Origin of the sequence: Microvirga sp. Mcv34 (assembly GCF_024519725.1) — a bacterium.
In the GTDB taxonomy this organism is placed as follows: Bacteria; Pseudomonadota; Alphaproteobacteria; order Rhizobiales; family Beijerinckiaceae; genus Microvirga.
The window spans coordinates 1-15,819 of record NZ_JALJRK010000093.1; the positions used below are offsets into that span (position 1 = coordinate 1).

Consider the following 15,819-nt stretch of genomic DNA (forward strand, 5'->3'; position numbering starts at 1 on the left):
AGCGGCGGCGCGCTGGTGAGCGAGGGCTTCATCATCGACAACAACCGCCTCAACGTGGAGAACGAGGAGGCGTTCGAGCGCGATCCGGTCAACCTGATCCGCCTGTTCTGGCTCGCCGACCGGCGCAACCTCGCCATCCACCCCGACGCGACGCGCCTTGCGACCCGCTCGCTCAGGCTCATCGGGCACAACCTGCGCACCGATCCCGAGGCCAACAAGCTGTTCCTGGAGATCATCACCTCCAAGAACGCCCCCGAGGTGGTCCTGCGGCGCATGAACGAGGCCGGCGTGCTCGGGCGCTTCATCCCGGATTTCGGCCGCATCGTCGCGATGATGCAGTTCAACATGTACCATCACTACACGGTGGACGAGCACCTGATCCGCTCGGTCGGCGTGCTCACCGAGATCGAGGCGGGGCAGCTCGGCAGCGAGCATCCGCTCGCCAACCAGATCTTCCCCTCGATCCGCAACCGCCGCGCCCTCTACGTGGCGGTGTTCCTGCACGACATCGCCAAGGGCCGGCCGGAGGACCATTCGGAGGCCGGGGCCGTGATCGCCCGCAAGCTCGGGCCACGCTTCGGCCTCACGGCGGCGGAGACCGAGACGGTGGCCTGGCTCGTCGAGCACCATCTTCTCATGTCGAACACGGCCCAGAGCCGTGATCTGTCGGATCCCGCCACCATCAAGAGCTTCGCCGAGGTGGTGCAGACCATGGAGCGCCTGAAGCTGCTCCTCGTGCTCACCATCGCGGACATCAAGGCGGTGGGGCCGGGCACCTGGACCGGCTGGAAGGGGCAGCTCCTGCGCAACCTCTACCACGAGACGGAGGTGATCCTCGGCGGTGGCGCGGTGGACCTCGCCCGATCCGAGCGCGTGCGCCTGGCGCAGGAGCACCTGCGCTCCGAGCTGCCCGACTGGAGCGATGAGGAGTTCGAGGCCTTCGCCTCCCGGCACACGCCGGGCTACTGGCTCAAGACCGACGAGACCCGGCGCGCCAAGCAGGCGCGTCTCCTGCGGGAGGCCGAGAAGGGCGGGCGCACGGTCACCACGGCCTACGAGACGAACCAGTTCCGGGGCGTGACGGAGCTGACGATCCTGTCGCCCGACCATCCGCGCCTGCTCGCCATCGTGACCGGCGCCTGCGCGGCGGCGGGCGGCAACATCGTCGATGCGCAGATCTTCACCACCACCGACGGCATGGCGCTGGACACGATCGTGCTCTCCCGCGCCTTCGACCGGGACGAGGACGAGCTGCGCCGGGCCGAGCGGGTCGCCAAGGCCATCGAGCGGGCCTTGAAGGGGGAGGTGAAGATCGCCGACCTCGTAGACGGCAAGCGCCCGGCCAAGGAGCGTTCCAAGGCCTTCCACGTGCCGCCGGAGGTCAATATCGACAATTCCCTGTCGAGCCGCCAGACGGTGATCGAGATCTCCGGCCTCGATCGGCCCGGCCTGCTCTACGACCTCACGACGGCTCTGGGGAAGCTCAACCTGAACATCGCCTCGGCCCATATCGTGACTTTCGGCGAGAAGGCCGTGGACGTGTTCTACGTGACCGACCTGACGGGCACGAAGATCACCCATGCCGGGCGCCAGGCCACCATCACCCGCACCCTCCTCGAGGTGTTCAAAGCCGAGGAAACGGAGCCCCTCCACAGGCGAAGTGCTTGATTTGTGGACCAAGTGACCTGATATGTGGCGCGAACCTTTCTTTCTCCTACGCTTAGTTGGTCGACCATGAATCCGAACGACACGGAAAACCACAACGCGGCCCCCCAGGCCGAGCCCGCCACTGACGCCGCTCCCGGAGCGGCTTCCGCGCCCGAGGCCGATCCGATTGCCGTTCTCGAGGCCGAGAAGGCGGACCTGAAGGACAAGCTTCTGCGCCTGATGGCCGATATGGAGAACCTGCGCCGCCGCACCGAGCGCGAGATCGCGGATGCGCGCACCTATGCGGTGGCGAATTTCGCCCGCGACATGCTCAACGTGGCCGACAATATCCACCGGGCCATCGAGAGCGTGCCGGCGGAGGCCCGCAGCACCGCCGAAGGCGCCTTCAAGGGCCTGATCGAGGGGATCGACCTCACCGAGCGCGACCTCCTGAAGACCCTCGAGCGCCACGGGGTGAAGAAGCTCGACCCGCAGGGCCAGAAGTTCGACCCGAACGTGCATCAGGCCATGTTCGAGATCCCGAACGCGGAGGTCCCGAACGGCACCGTCCTGCAGGTGGTCCAGTCCGGCTATGTCATCGGCGAGCGCGTTCTGCGCCCGGCCCTGGTCGGCGTCTCCAAGGGCGGCCCGAAGACTGCCGCCAACGGGGCCGAAACGACGGATAATTCCTCGGCGGCTCAGTAAACGGGACCGCATCCCGGTTTTCAGGCGGAGCGTTAGCCGCTTCGCCTGAAAATGATGTAAGCGAACACCCCCGAAGCCCTCATCCTGAGGAGGCCGTCAGGCCGTCTCGAAGGATCAGGGCATCTCCGGTGCACTCTGGATTCTCCTTCGAGACGCCGCTTTCAGCGGCTCCTCAGGATGAGGTCCGGGATTTCGGCAGGTGTTCCCAGTGACCGTCCTTCACGGCATTCCCTTCGAGACCATCGGCGTCGCGGTCTTCGCCTTGTCCGGCGCCCTGATGGCGGCCCGCAAGGGCATGGATCCGTTCGGCTTTGCCCTGCTCGCCACCCTCACGGGCGTCGGCGGCGGGACGGTCAGGGATCTGCTCATCGGCACGCGGCCCGTGTTCTGGGTCGGAGATCCGACCGACGTGCTCGTCTGCCTGATCGTGGCGGAACTCGTCTTCGCCCTCGGGCCCAAGCGCGTGGCGATGATCGAGGGCGGGCGACAGGGGCGCGTCCTCCTCTGGGCCGACGCCCTGGGCCTGGCGCTCTTCGCCGTCTCGGGCACGGGCAAGGCGCTCGCGGCCGGCGTTCCGGCGCTCTCCGCCATCGCGCTCGGCACCATCACGGCCACTTTCGGCGGCATCATCCGCGATATCTTTGCCGGAACGACGCCCCTGGTCCTTCGCCAGGAGATCTATGTCACGGCGGCGGCCCTGGGCGCGTCCGTGATGGTGGCCCTGCAGGCGGCGGGCCTTGACCCGTTCTCGAGCGCCGCCGCCGGCTTCGCCGCCGCTTTCGTCTTAAGGGCTCTCGCCCTCCTGCGCGGCTGGTCCCTGCCGGCCTTCCCGAAGCGGGACTAGCGCATCGAACGCAAAAGTGGAAACCGGTTTTGCGTGAAAAGATGTGAAAAAATAAACGATTAGAACCTTGGACGTGAACTCGAACTCACGTCCAAGGTTCTAGGGGTTGGTATCGACTCCGTCGATGATCGTCCGGAAGCGGGGCAGGTTCTGGTCCCGCTGCTCGACCCGGGTGAGACCGATCAGGCGGACGTAGCGGTCGGGCTCGAAGCGGATGGTCTGCATCACCACGATTGGCTGGCCGGACTCGGCTTCCGAGGCCGTAGCGACGATCTCGTGCCAGTCCTGGCCCTTGAAGCGGAAGGACTCGGAGCGCTCGATCTTGATGTCCTTGAGGATCTGATTGGAATTCAGGGCCGCGCGGGCGAACTGGCTGCGCCGTTCGGCCGGCGGGACAGGCACGTTCGTGGCGGCCGCCACGATGACCATCGGCTGTTCCACTCCCTTGATCGTGTCCTGAGGGCCGTCCGTGAACAGAGCCGAGTTCCCCGAAATCACCCGCACCGGGCGAAAGCCGGCCGTGTCGCCGACGCGGAAGGGCAGGGCGGAGACCTGCTCGTCGATGGACACCGGACCGCGCAGGGCGATGCTCTTCAGAGCGTCGCGCATCTGCGTCTCGCTGTAGCCGTCCTGGCCGCCGCGCACCTGCGCGATCACGAGGGCGGTGAGATCCTCGTCCTTGACGGCCATCACCCATTTGCGGCCCTGGACGGGGCCCGCCATGGTGCCGCCGATGAGCACCCCTGTCCGGGTGCCGAGCTTCAGGGTCTCGCGGGAGGTCTCGCTCATGCCCTGGCGCTTCAGGGCCTCCTTCGTGAGCCCGCTCACCACCTGTCCGTAGGCGGCCGCGGGCATCTCGACGAAGTTGATGGCGGCGGCCTTCTCCTCGCTCTCGAAGCCGCTGAAGCGCTTCGAGACCAGCATGTCCTCAGGCGGCACGATGCCGATCCGCGAGGCGGGCGGGAAAACCGGCTCGGCCGCGAGGGCGGCGGAGGCCGTCAGGACGAGAGCCAGGGCGGCGGCTGCAAAGCCTTTCATGGATGCCTCTTCGAAAAAGGAAACCCGCAGGTCCTTACAGGGTCGAAGGCTAAAGCGGCTTTCCCACTTTGCGCAAGGTGAGATTGAGCCGCCCTCCCTGCGGCAGCAGGTCCGAGCTGGCCGCCATGAGGCGGTCGATCCCATGATAGATCAGCCGCGCGGGCCCGCCGAACACGATCGCGTCACCGGAGCGCAGCCTGACGGATTTGGTGGGGTCCTTCCGGTCTAGGCCGCCATAGCGGAACAGCGCCGTGTCCCCGAGGGACAGCGACACCACGGGCGCGGCAAACTCCTCCTCGTCCTTGTCCTGATGCAGGCCCATGCGGGCCGAGGGCTCGTAGAAATTGATCAGGCAGGCATCGGGCGGATGCGAATAGCCGCTTAAGCTGTCCCAAGCCGCCAGCACCTGATCCGGCATGGCGGGCCAGGGCCGGCCCGTGTCCGGATGCATCGGCTGATAGCGATAACCTTCCACGTCCGACACCCAGCCGAGCGGTCCGCAATTGGTCATGCGCACGGAGAACGGCTTTCCCGTTCGGGGCATGCGCGGGGTGAACAGGGGCGCGTCGCGGGTGATCTCGCGCAGGGCTTGGAGCAGCCGCTCCTGGGCCGGGCGGTTGAGATAATCGGGGTAATAGGTGAGGCCGGGGGCGAGGGTGAGCATGGATAAATGCACTCCGGTGTCATTCCGGGGCCGCGTAGCGGAACCCGGAACCCATAGACACGACGGCTCAGGAAAGAGTGAGCAGCGCTGCATTCTGCAACGGTACCGGCTATGGGTTCCGGGTTCGCCTGCGGCGCCCCGGAATGACAGTGCGCCTATAGCTTACCCCTCCAGAACCTTCTTGTCGGCCACGGTCGTGTCGTCGTTGAGGGTGTAGACCAGCGGGATGCCCGTCGCGAGTTCGAGGCTCGGGATGGTCTCGGAGGTGAGGCCGTCGAGTACCATCACGAGGGCGCGAAGGGAATTGCCGTGGGCGGCGACCAGCACGCGCTCGCCGCGCATGACGCGGGGCAGGATCTCGCGGATGTAGTAGGGCAGCACGCGGGCCACCGTATCCTTCAGGCTCTCGCCGCCGGGAGGGGGAACGTCATAGGAGCGGCGCCAGACATGGACCTGCTCCTCGCCCCAGCGGGCGCGGGCGTCGTCTTTGTTGAGGCCGGAGAGATCACCGTAATCGCGCTCGTTCAGGGCCTGGTTGGCAATCGTCTTCAGATCGGGCTGGCCGATCTCTTCAAGGATCAGCTTGCAGGTGGCTTGCGCGCGGGAGAGATCGGACGTGAAGGCGACGTCGAACTGGACGCCCATCTCCTTCAGGCGACGGCCGGCATTGCGCGCCTCCTCGATGCCGAGATCGGTCAGCCCAGGATCCTTCCAGCCGGTGAACAGGTTCTTGAGGTTCCATTCGCTCTGGCCGTGGCGTGCAAGGACGAGAAGGCGGTTCATGCTGAGAGTTCTCCGCTTTATTTCCCTCCCCCTTGCGGGGAGGGGTGGGGGTGGTTCGACTGGGTGAGTGTTTGAAAAAGTAGGTGCTGTATCGGCTAAACGTTTCACTCATCAGCCGTAGCGTCTCGACCTTTCCGACCCCCACCCTTGATCCCTCCCTGCAGGGGGGAGGGAAGAAGTGCTAAAGCTGATCAAGGCCAAGGACATTGGCCATGGTGTAATAGCCGGGCTTCTTGTCGAAGCCCCAGAGCGCGGCCTTCACGGCGCCGCGGGCGAAGATGCTGCGGTCCTCGGCCCGGTGCGACAGCTCCAGGCGCTCGCCGGCGCCCGCGAAGATCACCGAATGATCGCCGACCACTGTGCCGCCGCGCAGGGTGGCAAAGCCGATATCGCCGGGACTGCGGGCCCCCGTGTGGCCGTCGCGGCTGCGCACGGAGCGGTCCTTCAGCGAGATCTTGCGTCCTTCCGCGGCGGCTTCTCCGAGGAGGAGAGCCGTGCCCGAAGGCGCATCGACCTTCATGCGGTGGTGCATTTCGAGAATTTCGATGTCGAAGTCCTCGCCTAGCGTCGCCGCGACCTTGCGCACGAGGCCCGCGAGCAGGTTAACGCCGAGCGACATGTTGCCGGACTGGATGATGCGCGCATGGCGCGCGGCCGCCTCCAGCTTGGTGAAATCGGCCTCCTGCAGGCCCGTGGTCCCGATGACGTGGACGATGCGCGCCTGGGCGGCGAGCGCGGCGAAAGCCGTGGTGGCGGCGGGCGCGGTGAAATCGAGCACGCCATCGGCCTGGGCGAAGACGGTGAGCGGATCGTCCGTCACGTCCACGTCGAGGAGGCCCGTTCCGGCCAGAAGCCCGGCATCGTGTCCGAGCGCGGGAGAGCCTTCCCGCTCGATGGCGCCGACGAGGGTGCAGCCCTCCATCTCGGCCACGGCCTTGATCAGCATGCGCCCCATGCGTCCGGCAGCCCCTACCACGACCAGTCGCATCTCGCTCATGCCGCTCTCCTGTTGTTCCGGGCTCAGGGTATAGCTGCTTCGAGTGGGGCTGAGAAGCGGCGAGGATCTCTCACGCCACTTGTCATCCCAGGCGAGCCGAAGGCCGGGATTGACACTCTCTACGTCATGGCCGTCCCCGGACTTGATCCGGGGATCAGTCCCGGCCATCTCGATCCGGCTAGGCTCGGCGCTTCATGCAAACGGGGTCACCGGCACAAGGCCGGTGACGACGCGGGCTCAACCCGGCTGCGGGCCCTCGTAGCCTTCGATGATGATGATGTCGGCGACCGCGTGGCCGTCGCGATGGGCCTTCGCCGCCTGATATTCAGGCGAGTCCCAGCACTCGAGCGCCGCTTGGTAGGTCGGGAACTCGATCACCACGTTGCGGGCGCGGGCCTCGCCCTCTGCCACCCGGTATGTGCCGCCGCGCACCAGGAAGCGCGCGCCGTACTTGGCGAAGGGGACCGCGTTGGCCTTCACGTAATTCTGGTAGGCGTCGGGGTTCGAGACGTCGACGCGGCCGATCCAATAGCCCTTCATCGCCTCAGGCTCCTTCCACGAGAACGAATTCCGCCACGCAGGCGCCTTCGCGCTTGGCCTTGGCCGCCTGATATTCCGGCGAGTGGTAATAGGTCCGGGCCTGCTCGACCGAGTCGAACTCGATCACCACGTTGCGGGGCCGCGCCTCGCCCTCCAGCGCCTCGTAGGCGCCGCCGCGCACGAGCGGCCGCCCACCATACTGGCGGATCGCCTCCGTCGCGCCCTTGGCATATTCCGCATAGGCTTCGGGGTTCGTGACGGTCACGCGGGCAATGACATAGCCTTTGGGCATGAGGCGCTCCTTTGGAATTTCGGGAGGCGCAGCGAACGCCAGAGACGCCGCAGCGTCAAGCCTCCACGCCGGCGATTTCCCGCACAATCGCCTCAGTCACGGCGCGCGGGTCGGCAGCTTTCACGATGGGACGGCCCACCACGAGGTGGTTGGCACCGAACCGGACTCCCTCGGCGGGCGTCAGGACGCGCTTCTGGTCGCCGGCATCGGATCCGGCGGGCCGGATGCCCGGGGTGACGATGAGCCGGTCGGGGCCGACGATGGACCGCACGCGCTCGGCTTCCGTGGCCGCGCAGACGATGCCGTCGATGCCGAGGTCGCGGGCCTGTCCGGCCCGGCGGGCGACGAGCTCCGCGGCCGTCACGGGGGCATAGCCCGCCTCGACGAGATCCTGATCGTCGTAGGACGTGAGCACGGTGACCGCGAGGATCTTCAAGGACGATCCGGCCTTGCCTGCCACCGCCGCGCGCATGGTCTGCGGATAGGCATGGACGGTCAGGAACGTGGCGCCGAGACGCGCGACCGAGCGAACGCCTTCCTCCACCGTGTTGCCGATGTCGTGGAGCTTGAGGTCGATGAAGACCTTCTTGCCCTGGTCGATCAGCTCGCGGGCGAATTCAAGGCCACCCGCATAGGCGAGCTGGTAGCCGATCTTGTAGAAGGTGCCCGCATCCCCGATCCGCGCGACGATGGCGCGGGCCTCCTCGACGGACGGGACATCGAGGCCGATGATGAGCTTGTCGCGAATGTCTCCAGCGGGAATAGAATTCGGCGGAAGAGACATCGCGGCGCTCATGGGTGATTGACCTTGTTGTAGACCCAGACCCGGGCCGGGGGCAGGTTGCGCCAGATCCGGTTGGAGGCTCTGGCCCTATGGCTTTGCGAGCGCGCCGGGATCGGCGGCACCACCGCATAGGTGAACTGGATGAAGGGTGCGCTGGGGTGCATCAGCGTCTGGGCGGTCTCCAAGAGCTCCAGTCGCTGGTCCATGGGCTTGGTGAAGAGCGGCAGGCTCGACACGGTCGCGGCCGCAGGCTCCTTCAGGATGCCGCCCAGGGTCTCCTTGAGATCGTAGGCATCGCCCTGGATGATCGTCGCCTTCGGAAAGCGGCGCTTCAGAAGCTGGCAGAACTCGGGGTTGAACTCGATCAGGACCAGCCGCTCCTGCGCCACGCCGCGCCGGATCAGGGCGTCGGTGACAGGGCCCGTGCCGGGGCCGAGCTCGATGATGGGGCCGGGAATGCGCGGATCCACATAGGACGCCATGGTCCGCGCCAGGATCTTGCCGGATGGGGTCACGGCCCCGATGACGAGGGGCCGCTCAAGCCAGGAGCGCAGGAACCGGGCCTCATCCTGGAAGCGATCCTTCTTGAGAGGGAGTTTCCGGGCCGTGGGCCTTTGGAACGACTGATGCACTGAGAAGACCCTTTGTGCGGCGGATCACGTTCGCTGTTTAGAACCCAATGAAAACGACCGTCAAGTTAAGTTGATCCGCCGAGCCCATCGATAAACTCCCGGAAACGCGAGAAAAAGCCCGAGCTTTCCGGGTGGTTTTCCTTGGAGCATTCCTGGTCGAACTCCGTCAGGAGCTCCCGCTGGCGCTTGGTCAGCTTCTGCGGGGTTTCCACAACAACCTGGATGTAGAGGTCGCCCACGTCGCGCGAACGCAGCACCGGCATGCCCTTGCCCCTCAGGCGGAACTGCTTGCCGGTCTGGGTTCCCTCGGGAACCTTTACGAGCGCATCGGTGCCACCCAGGGTCGGAACGCTGAACTCGCCCCCGAGCGCCGCCGTCACCATGGAGATCGGCACCCGGCAGAACAGGTCCGCCCCGTCGCGCTGGTAGAACGGATGGGGCTTCAGGGACAGGAAGATGTAGAGGTCGCCCGCCGGGCCACCGCGCAGGCCGGCCTCCCCTTCGCCCGCCAGGCGGATGCGCGTGCCGTCCTCGACGCCCGCCGGGATGTTGACCGAGAGGGTGCGCTCCCGGGTGACCCGGCCCGCGCCGCCGCACTGGCCGCAGGGGTCGTCGATGACCTCGCCGCGCCCGTGGCAGTTGGGGCAGGTGCGTTCGATGGAGAAGAAGCCTTGTGTCGCCCGCACCCGGCCTGCGCCGCCGCAGGTGGGGCAGGTCTTGGGCTTGGAACCCGGCTTCGCACCGCTCCCCGAACAGGCCTCGCAGGTGATGGAGGTCGGGATCTTCAGCTCGGCGGTCTTGCCGTTGAAGGCCTCGTCGAGGGAGATCTCAAGGTTGTAGCGCATGTCGGCGCCGCGCTCGCGCCCACCGGTGCTCCGGCCCCGTCCGCCGCCACGTCCGGTCGCGTCGCCGAAGAAGTTCTCGAAGATGTCCGACATGAAGTCGGAGAAGTCGCCGCCGAAGCCCGGCCCGCCGGCCCCGGCGCCGCCGTTGGCGAAGGCCGCGTGGCCGTAGCGGTCGTAGGCCGCCCGCTTCTGCCCGTCGGACAGGGTCTGGTAGGCCTCGTTGATTTCCTTGAACTTGATCTCGGCCTCGTGGTCCCCCGGGTTGCGGTCCGGGTGGTACTGCATCGCGAGCTTGCGGAAAGCGGATTTCATCTCCACTTCGGTCGCGGTCTTCGCGACGCCGAGAACCTCGTAGTAATCGCGCTTGGACATGTCAGGCGCCCCTCGGAGCGTCTATGGGCTCCATCATTGTGCCGGACCTTTCCGCATGCGCTGCACAGGAAAAGGCTCTGGAAGCCTTTTCCAGAACATCGCGGGAATCGGTCGGTGGATTGGTCATGGGTTGTTTGAAGCTCGTTTCATGAAAACGGCACCCGGTCACGAAACCGGGTGCCGAATTCGTCAGAAGGTGCGCATCGCCTTAGGCGCGCTTCTTCTTGTCGTTCTCGTCGACCTCCTGGAAGTCGGCGTCGATGACGTCGTCCTTCTTGGGCTCTTCGCCCTCGGTCTGCTCGCCGCCTTCGCCGGCATTCGCCTGGGCGGCATACATGGCTTCGCCGAGCTTCATCGAAGCCTGCATCAGGTCCGTGGTGCGGGCCTTGATCACCTCGGCGTCCTCGCCGGCAAGAGCCTGGCGCAGCGCGTCGATGGCGGTCGTGATGCCCTGCTTGTCGGACTCGGAGACCTTGTCGCCGTATTCCGTCAAGGACTTCTCGGTGGCGTGAATCAGGCTCTCGCCCTGGTTCTTCGCCTCGACGACCTCGCGGCGCTTCTTGTCTTCCTCGGCGTGAGCCTCGGCGTCCTTCACCATCTTCTCGATGTCGGAATCGGACAGACCGCCGGAAGCCTGGATGCGGATCTGGTGCTCCTTGCCGGTCGCCTTGTCCTTGGCCGTGACGTTCACGATGCCGTTCGCGTCGATGTCGAAGGTCACCTCGATCTGCGGCACGCCGCGGGGCGCGGGCGGAATGCCCACGAGGTCGAACTGGCCGAGCAGCTTGTTGTCCGCCGCCATTTCGCGTTCGCCCTGGAAGACCCGGATGGTAACCGCGTTCTGGTTGTCTTCCGCGGTCGAGAACACCTGGCTCTTCTTGGTCGGGATCGTCGTGTTGCGGTCGATCAGGCGGGTGAACACGCCGCCGAGCGTCTCGATGCCGAGCGACAGCGGGGTCACGTCGAGGAGCAGCACGTCCTTCACGTCGCCCTGGAGCACGCCGGCCTGGATCGCCGCGCCGATGGCCACGACCTCGTCCGGGTTCACGCCCTTATGGGGCTCCTTGCCGAAGAACTGCTTCACGACTTCCTGGATCTTCGGCATGCGGGTCATGCCGCCGACCAGGACCACCTCGTCGATGTCACCGGCGGAGATGCCGGCATCCTTGAGGGCCTTGCGGCAGGGCTCGATGGTCTTCTGCACGAGGTCGTCCACGAGCTGCTCGAACTTGGCGCGCGAGAGCTTGAGGGCGAGGTGCTTCGGACCGGAGGCATCCGCCGTGATGTAGGGCAGGTTGATCTCGGTCTGCTGGGCCGAGGAGAGCTCGATCTTGGCCTTCTCGGCGGCTTCCTTCAGGCGCTGCAGGGCGAGCTTGTCCTTGGTCAGGTCGATGCCCTGCTCCTTCTTGAACTCGGCCGCGAGGTACTCGACGAGGCGCATGTCGAAGTCTTCACCGCCGAGGAAGGTGTCGCCGTTCGTGGACTTCACCTCGAACACGCCGTCGCCGATCTCGAGGACCGACACGTCGAAGGTGCCGCCGCCGAGGTCGTAGACCGCGATCATGCCGGTCTGCTTCTTGTCCAGGCCGTAGGCCAGGGCCGCAGCGGTCGGCTCGTTGATGATGCGCAGGACCTCGAGGCCGGCGATCTTGCCGGCGTCCTTGGTGGCCTGACGCTGGGCGTCGTTGAAATAGGCCGGAACCGTGATGACCGCCTGGGTGACAGGCTGCCCGAGATACGACTCGGCCGTCTCCTTCATCTTCTGAAGGGTGAAGGCGGAGATCTGCGAGGGCGAATATTGCTTGCCGTCGGCCTCGACCCAGGCGTCGCCGTTCGGGCCGCGGATGATGTGGTACGGAACGAGGCCCATGTCCTTCTTGGTCATGGGGTCGTCGAAGGTGCGGCCGATCAGGCGCTTGATGGCGAAGAAGGTGCGCGACGGGTTTGTGACCGCCTGGCGCTTGGCCGGCTGGCCGACGAGGCGCTCGCCTTCGTCCGTGAAGGCCACGATGGACGGAGTCGTCCGCGCGCCTTCCGCGTTTTCGATGACTTTGGGCGTCGTGCCTTCCATGACAGCGACGCAGGAATTGGTGGTGCCGAGGTCGATACCGATGACCTTACCCATGGCGGGATCCCTCACTTTCAAGCAGACCGCCGAGCCCTAAAAGCAGCTCGGCCCATGGCTTACATGTTGATGACTGTCAGCATGGGGACCGGCCCGAACCGAGCCGTGCCCCGTGCTGGCGCTGATATAAGAAGGGGCGTTCGGGGCTGCAAGACAATCCTGAAGGCGAGAATGCCTCAATTCGTCTGATCCTGCGCCTTCTGCATGGCTGCAAGGGCGGAATTTTCTACGGCTAAGCCTCGGAATCGAAAGGAAGAAGCCTCGATTGTCATCCCCTCGGCGTGGCTACGCGGCAGCGGCCCGTGCCCTATCTAGTTTAGGACGCTTCGCGTTACGGGGAAGGTCATGCAGCCGTCGAAAGGGATATATGCCTTGAAGGGCGGCTGCCAATGCGGCCGGGTCCGGTATGAGCTCGGGCGTCCGCCGCACGAAATCTACGTCTGCCACTGCCGGGAGTGCCAAAAGCAATCGGCTTCCGCCTTCGGGATTTCGGTGATGGTCCTCAGCGCCCATGTGCGGCTCCTGGCCGGTCGGCTCGAAAGCTGGACGCGCCCGACGGATTCCGGCAAGTCCCTGACCTGCTTCTTCTGCCCCGCTTGCGGATCGCGCGTGTGGCACGGTGACAAGGATCTCGACGATGAGATCAGCATCAAGGGAGGCTCCCTCGACGAGCCGGTGGATCTCATCGATGCCATTCACATCTGGACGTCCCGCAGGCTGAACGGGGTGATCGTCCCCTCAGGGGCCAGGCAATATGCCGAAGAGCCCGATTGAGAGCGGTTTTCCAAGGGGCAGATGTCCCGCGGGCCATATCGAAAGCAGGCGTCGTGCGGTAGGATCGAATCTTGTGGCGTTCCCCGACGCTCTCACGAGCGCCGACCACCTTTCCCCTGTGGAAGCGGCCTATGCCCCGGTTCGTCTTTGCCCTGATCGCGATGGTGTCGGTTACCCCGGCCGTGGCCCATGACATTTATTCCCGCCTGCTGGATCCCTGGGGCAACAGCTGCTGCAGCGAGCAGGATTGCCGCCCGGCGCCCTACCGGGTGACCCCGACCGGCGTGCAGATGCTCGTCGACGGGGAATGGGTCGAGGTGCCGGGCTATACGATCCAGTACCGGGCCCTGCTCGGGGATGCCGGGCAGACGGGCGGAGGGCATTGGTGCGGCCGCGCCTACCAGAGGGTGGACAACAGCGTGTTCCATGTGACGCAATGCGCGGTGCTGCCGCCGAGCACGGCGGGGCTTTCGAGAATTTTGCATAGCGGTATGGATAGTCACGCAATTCCCTGAGCAGTTCCTATGTCCGGCTCAGGAGCCCACTCTTTGGGCTAGGCTCCAAGGGCAGCTGGAGCGTTTCACTAGCCTGGGCATAGCTTGGTTTCAGAGGGGAAATGTGAAACTTTATTCTCATGTCGACGCCTGCTTCCTGCACCTTAACGGCAATCCTTGCCACTTCCGCCCCCGTCGGGATCGTTCTGAGGCGGGGGCCGACCGACCAGGTTTGCGTCATTCACTGGGATCTGACCTGTGACCAATTGGAGATCGGCCAGTGGTTCAAAGGCAGGATCCTGGCTGCGGCCCTATCACCTAACGGCAAATGGCTCGTGGTCTTTTGCTCGAAGCGCGGTCGGACTTGGACTTCCCTGTCGAGGGCCCCGTACCTCACGGCTCATGCAGTCTGGCATAAAGACGATCATTGGACTGGAGGGGGATGCTTCCTTGCAGACAACCGTCTCCTTCTCAAGCATTCAGAAGAGGAGATCAGGGTCAACGCGTTCACAGGCCGAATCCCCGACGGGATGAACGTAGAACTGGCTGATCTACGGGACATCCCTGGGATCGAGCTACGGGCGGGTTCATGGGAAGCCGAGCCCGTAGAATGGTTAAGGGAGGTACCAGATCTCTCTCCAGGAACTTCCCCCAAATGGGTAAAGTCAGCCCGACTGGGGCATAAATTGATTCAGACGGGTAGAGGGCGTTTCCTGCTTGAAGATCCCAACCGCGGTCTGTTGGTTGACGTGAGCAGCTTCGATTGGCGGGATCTGGATTTGAGCACCCCAGGTGACTTTCTGTTTGCTGTGAAAGGCCGTTTGTACAGGCTCAAGGCCACAAAACTGTTTGCAGGTTTCAAGGAGGCCGAGGAGATTGTGGGGGCATCCACGCTGCTGGCCGATTTTACCACTCTCACTTTTGAACAGATAACGGCTCCTGTTTGGGCACTGCCTTCATAGTTCTCAAGCCTCGCTCTGACCTAGAGCCTTCCCCGCTTCCCACCCTAAGATCGCCTGTTTCCGCGTAAGCCCCCAATGATAGCCCGTGAGCGCTCCGGAGCGGCCGAGCACCCGGTGGCAGGGGACCACGAAGGAGACCGGGTTCTTGCCCACGGCCGCGCCGACCGCTCGCGCTGCGGAGGGCCTGCCAATGTGGCGGGCGATGTCGGAATAGGTGGTGGCCCTGTCGCGGGGAATGCGCAGCAGGGTCTGCCAGACCCGGACTTCGAAATCCGTCCCGATCAGGACGACCCGCAGGGGCTGCTCCGCCTGCCATTGCGACGGGTTGAAGATGCGCCGCGCCAGCGGCGCGGTGGCGGTCTCGTCCTCCAGGTAGGTGGCCCTGGGCCAGCGCCGGGTCAGGTCCGCGAGCGCGGCCTGCCGGTCCCCGTCGTCGACGAAGCCGAGCCCCGCAAGGCCCCGGTCGGTCGCGATCAGAACGGCCTCGCCGAAGGGGGAGGGGTGGAAGCCGTAGCGCATGGTCAGCCCCAGGCCGCCGGTCCTGTAGTCCCCCGGCGTCATGGCCTCGTGGGTCACGAAGAGATCGTGCAGCCGGGCGGGTCCCGAGAGGCCGACCTCATAGGTGGCATCGAGCACGCTGGCGGAATCGGCCAGCAGCGCCTTGGCGTTGTCCAGGGTCAGGGCCTGCAGGAAGGCCTTCGGGCTCAATCCCGCCCAGCGGCGGAAGAGGTGGTGCACATGGGTGGTGGACAGGCCCACATGGTCGGCGATCGCCTCCAGGGAAGGCTGCTCGCGCCAGCGCTCCGAGATATAGGCAATGATCCGGCGCACCCGCTCGTAATCCGAATGCGGCTCGTCCGGCACGGTGATCGCGCCCGGTTCGATGGTGATGTCGCGTAGCGTATCCAGCATGGCTCTCATCCTGATTGACGCTCATCCTAACGAGCCGGGGAGGAGGGCGACACCCGATTTCTGTGACGCCTGCCAGTGGCTTCCCTTCCCGAACCTTCGGCTCGCCGGGGACGACACCCATACCGTCATGGCCGGCCTTGTGCCGGCCATCCACGTCTGCCGTGCCAACCCCGCAGCCCTCATCCTGAGGAGCGAAGCGTCTCGAAGGACGAGGGCGGCTCACGTGCCCTCTGGATGCTCCTTCGATACGCCTGCTGCGCAGGCTACTCAGGAGGAGGTCGAGGAGATGACGGTGCAGCGTTATGTTCTTACTTTGTTCTTGACAGATGTTTGAACCTTGGCTATATCATTGCACAGCCTGATCCGACGAGGGGCGCGCTTCGCGAGGCGTCGCAAGTTGTGGGAGCAG

At 65.4% G+C, this 15,819-nt stretch carries 17 protein-coding genes; 6 read left to right on the forward strand and 11 right to left on the reverse strand.

Annotated features, from left to right (window positions below; translation table 11 throughout):
• The 3 genes from glnD to OC446_RS25920 form a co-directional block, all read left to right on the forward strand.
• On the forward strand, positions 1-1,668 hold a 1,668-nt coding region (gene glnD / locus OC446_RS25910; RefSeq protein ID WP_262031879.1), incomplete at its 5' end, for a [protein-PII] uridylyltransferase.
• A gap of 66 nt (positions 1,669-1,734) precedes the next feature.
• The gene (gene grpE, locus OC446_RS25915) at positions 1,735-2,352 is read left to right on the forward strand and encodes a nucleotide exchange factor GrpE (RefSeq protein WP_262031880.1); all 618 of its coding nucleotides are present in this window, start codon (positions 1,735-1,737) and stop codon (positions 2,350-2,352) included.
• A gap of 208 nt (positions 2,353-2,560) precedes the next feature.
• Positions 2,561-3,196 (forward strand): trimeric intracellular cation channel family protein, encoded by a 636-nt coding sequence (locus OC446_RS25920; RefSeq protein WP_262031881.1) that lies wholly within the window; start codon positions 2,561-2,563, stop codon positions 3,194-3,196.
• 99 nt (positions 3,197-3,295) lie between these two features.
• Here the strand turns inward: OC446_RS25920 and OC446_RS25925 are convergent, their stop codons facing one another.
• From OC446_RS25925 to dnaK, 10 genes are all read right to left on the reverse strand, one after another.
• On the reverse strand, positions 3,296-4,234 hold the full coding sequence (locus OC446_RS25925) for a hypothetical protein (protein WP_262031882.1): 939 nt from the start codon (positions 4,232-4,234) through the stop codon (positions 3,296-3,298).
• 49 nt (positions 4,235-4,283) lie between these two features.
• On the reverse strand, positions 4,284-4,898 hold the full coding sequence (locus OC446_RS25930) for an alpha-ketoglutarate-dependent dioxygenase AlkB family protein (protein ID WP_262031883.1): 615 nt from the start codon (positions 4,896-4,898) through the stop codon (positions 4,284-4,286).
• A 162-nt stretch (positions 4,899-5,060) separates the two neighbouring features.
• Positions 5,061-5,681 carry a 2,3-bisphosphoglycerate-dependent phosphoglycerate mutase gene (locus tag OC446_RS25935; RefSeq protein WP_262031884.1) on the reverse strand — a complete coding sequence of 207 codons (621 nt, stop codon included), beginning with the start codon at positions 5,679-5,681 and terminating at the stop codon, positions 5,061-5,063.
• A gap of 181 nt (positions 5,682-5,862) precedes the next feature.
• A complete protein-coding gene (dapB, locus tag OC446_RS25940) occupies positions 5,863-6,669 on the reverse strand; it encodes a 4-hydroxy-tetrahydrodipicolinate reductase (RefSeq protein WP_262031894.1) in 807 nt (268 codons plus the stop codon).
• A gap of 246 nt (positions 6,670-6,915) precedes the next feature.
• Positions 6,916-7,218, reverse strand: coding sequence for a DUF1330 domain-containing protein (locus tag OC446_RS25945; RefSeq protein WP_262031885.1), 303 nt, complete (start codon positions 7,216-7,218; stop codon positions 6,916-6,918).
• Between the two features lie 4 nt (positions 7,219-7,222).
• Complete coding sequence (locus OC446_RS25950; protein WP_114947455.1) at positions 7,223-7,510, reverse strand: DUF1330 domain-containing protein; 288 nt, start codon at positions 7,508-7,510, stop codon at positions 7,223-7,225.
• Between the two features lie 55 nt (positions 7,511-7,565).
• The gene (pyrF, locus tag OC446_RS25955; RefSeq protein WP_262031886.1) at positions 7,566-8,294 is read right to left on the reverse strand and encodes an orotidine-5'-phosphate decarboxylase; all 729 of its coding nucleotides are present in this window, start codon (positions 8,292-8,294) and stop codon (positions 7,566-7,568) included.
• Between the two features lie 8 nt (positions 8,295-8,302).
• Positions 8,303-8,926 (reverse strand): class I SAM-dependent methyltransferase, encoded by a 624-nt coding sequence (locus OC446_RS25960; RefSeq protein ID WP_262031887.1) that lies wholly within the window; start codon positions 8,924-8,926, stop codon positions 8,303-8,305.
• Between the two features lie 65 nt (positions 8,927-8,991).
• Positions 8,992-10,143 (reverse strand): molecular chaperone DnaJ, encoded by a 1,152-nt coding sequence (gene dnaJ / locus OC446_RS25965; protein ID WP_262031888.1) that lies wholly within the window; start codon positions 10,141-10,143, stop codon positions 8,992-8,994.
• 208 nt (positions 10,144-10,351) lie between these two features.
• Positions 10,352-12,268 carry a molecular chaperone DnaK gene (dnaK, locus tag OC446_RS25970; protein WP_262031889.1) on the reverse strand — a complete coding sequence of 639 codons (1,917 nt, stop codon included), beginning with the start codon at positions 12,266-12,268 and terminating at the stop codon, positions 10,352-10,354.
• A gap of 345 nt (positions 12,269-12,613) precedes the next feature.
• Here dnaK and OC446_RS25975 point away from each other — a divergent pair, with 345 nt between their 5' ends.
• The 3 genes from OC446_RS25975 (at position 12,614) to OC446_RS25985 (ending at position 14,498) form a co-directional block, all read left to right on the forward strand.
• Positions 12,614-13,042: a GFA family protein gene (locus OC446_RS25975; RefSeq protein WP_262031890.1), complete on the forward strand. Its 429-nt coding sequence runs from the start codon at positions 12,614-12,616 to the stop codon at positions 13,040-13,042.
• 131 nt (positions 13,043-13,173) lie between these two features.
• A complete protein-coding gene (locus OC446_RS25980; RefSeq protein WP_262031891.1) occupies positions 13,174-13,557 on the forward strand; it encodes a hypothetical protein in 384 nt (127 codons plus the stop codon).
• A 665-nt stretch (positions 13,558-14,222) separates the two neighbouring features.
• Positions 14,223-14,498, forward strand: coding sequence for a hypothetical protein (locus OC446_RS25985; RefSeq protein WP_262031892.1), 276 nt, complete (start codon positions 14,223-14,225; stop codon positions 14,496-14,498).
• A 3-nt stretch (positions 14,499-14,501) separates the two neighbouring features.
• Here OC446_RS25985 and OC446_RS25990 read toward each other — a convergent pair whose 3' ends face one another.
• Positions 14,502-15,410 (reverse strand): bifunctional helix-turn-helix domain-containing protein/methylated-DNA--[protein]-cysteine S-methyltransferase, encoded by a 909-nt coding sequence (locus tag OC446_RS25990; RefSeq protein WP_262031893.1) that lies wholly within the window; start codon positions 15,408-15,410, stop codon positions 14,502-14,504.
• Between the last annotated feature and the right edge of the window lie 409 nt (positions 15,411-15,819).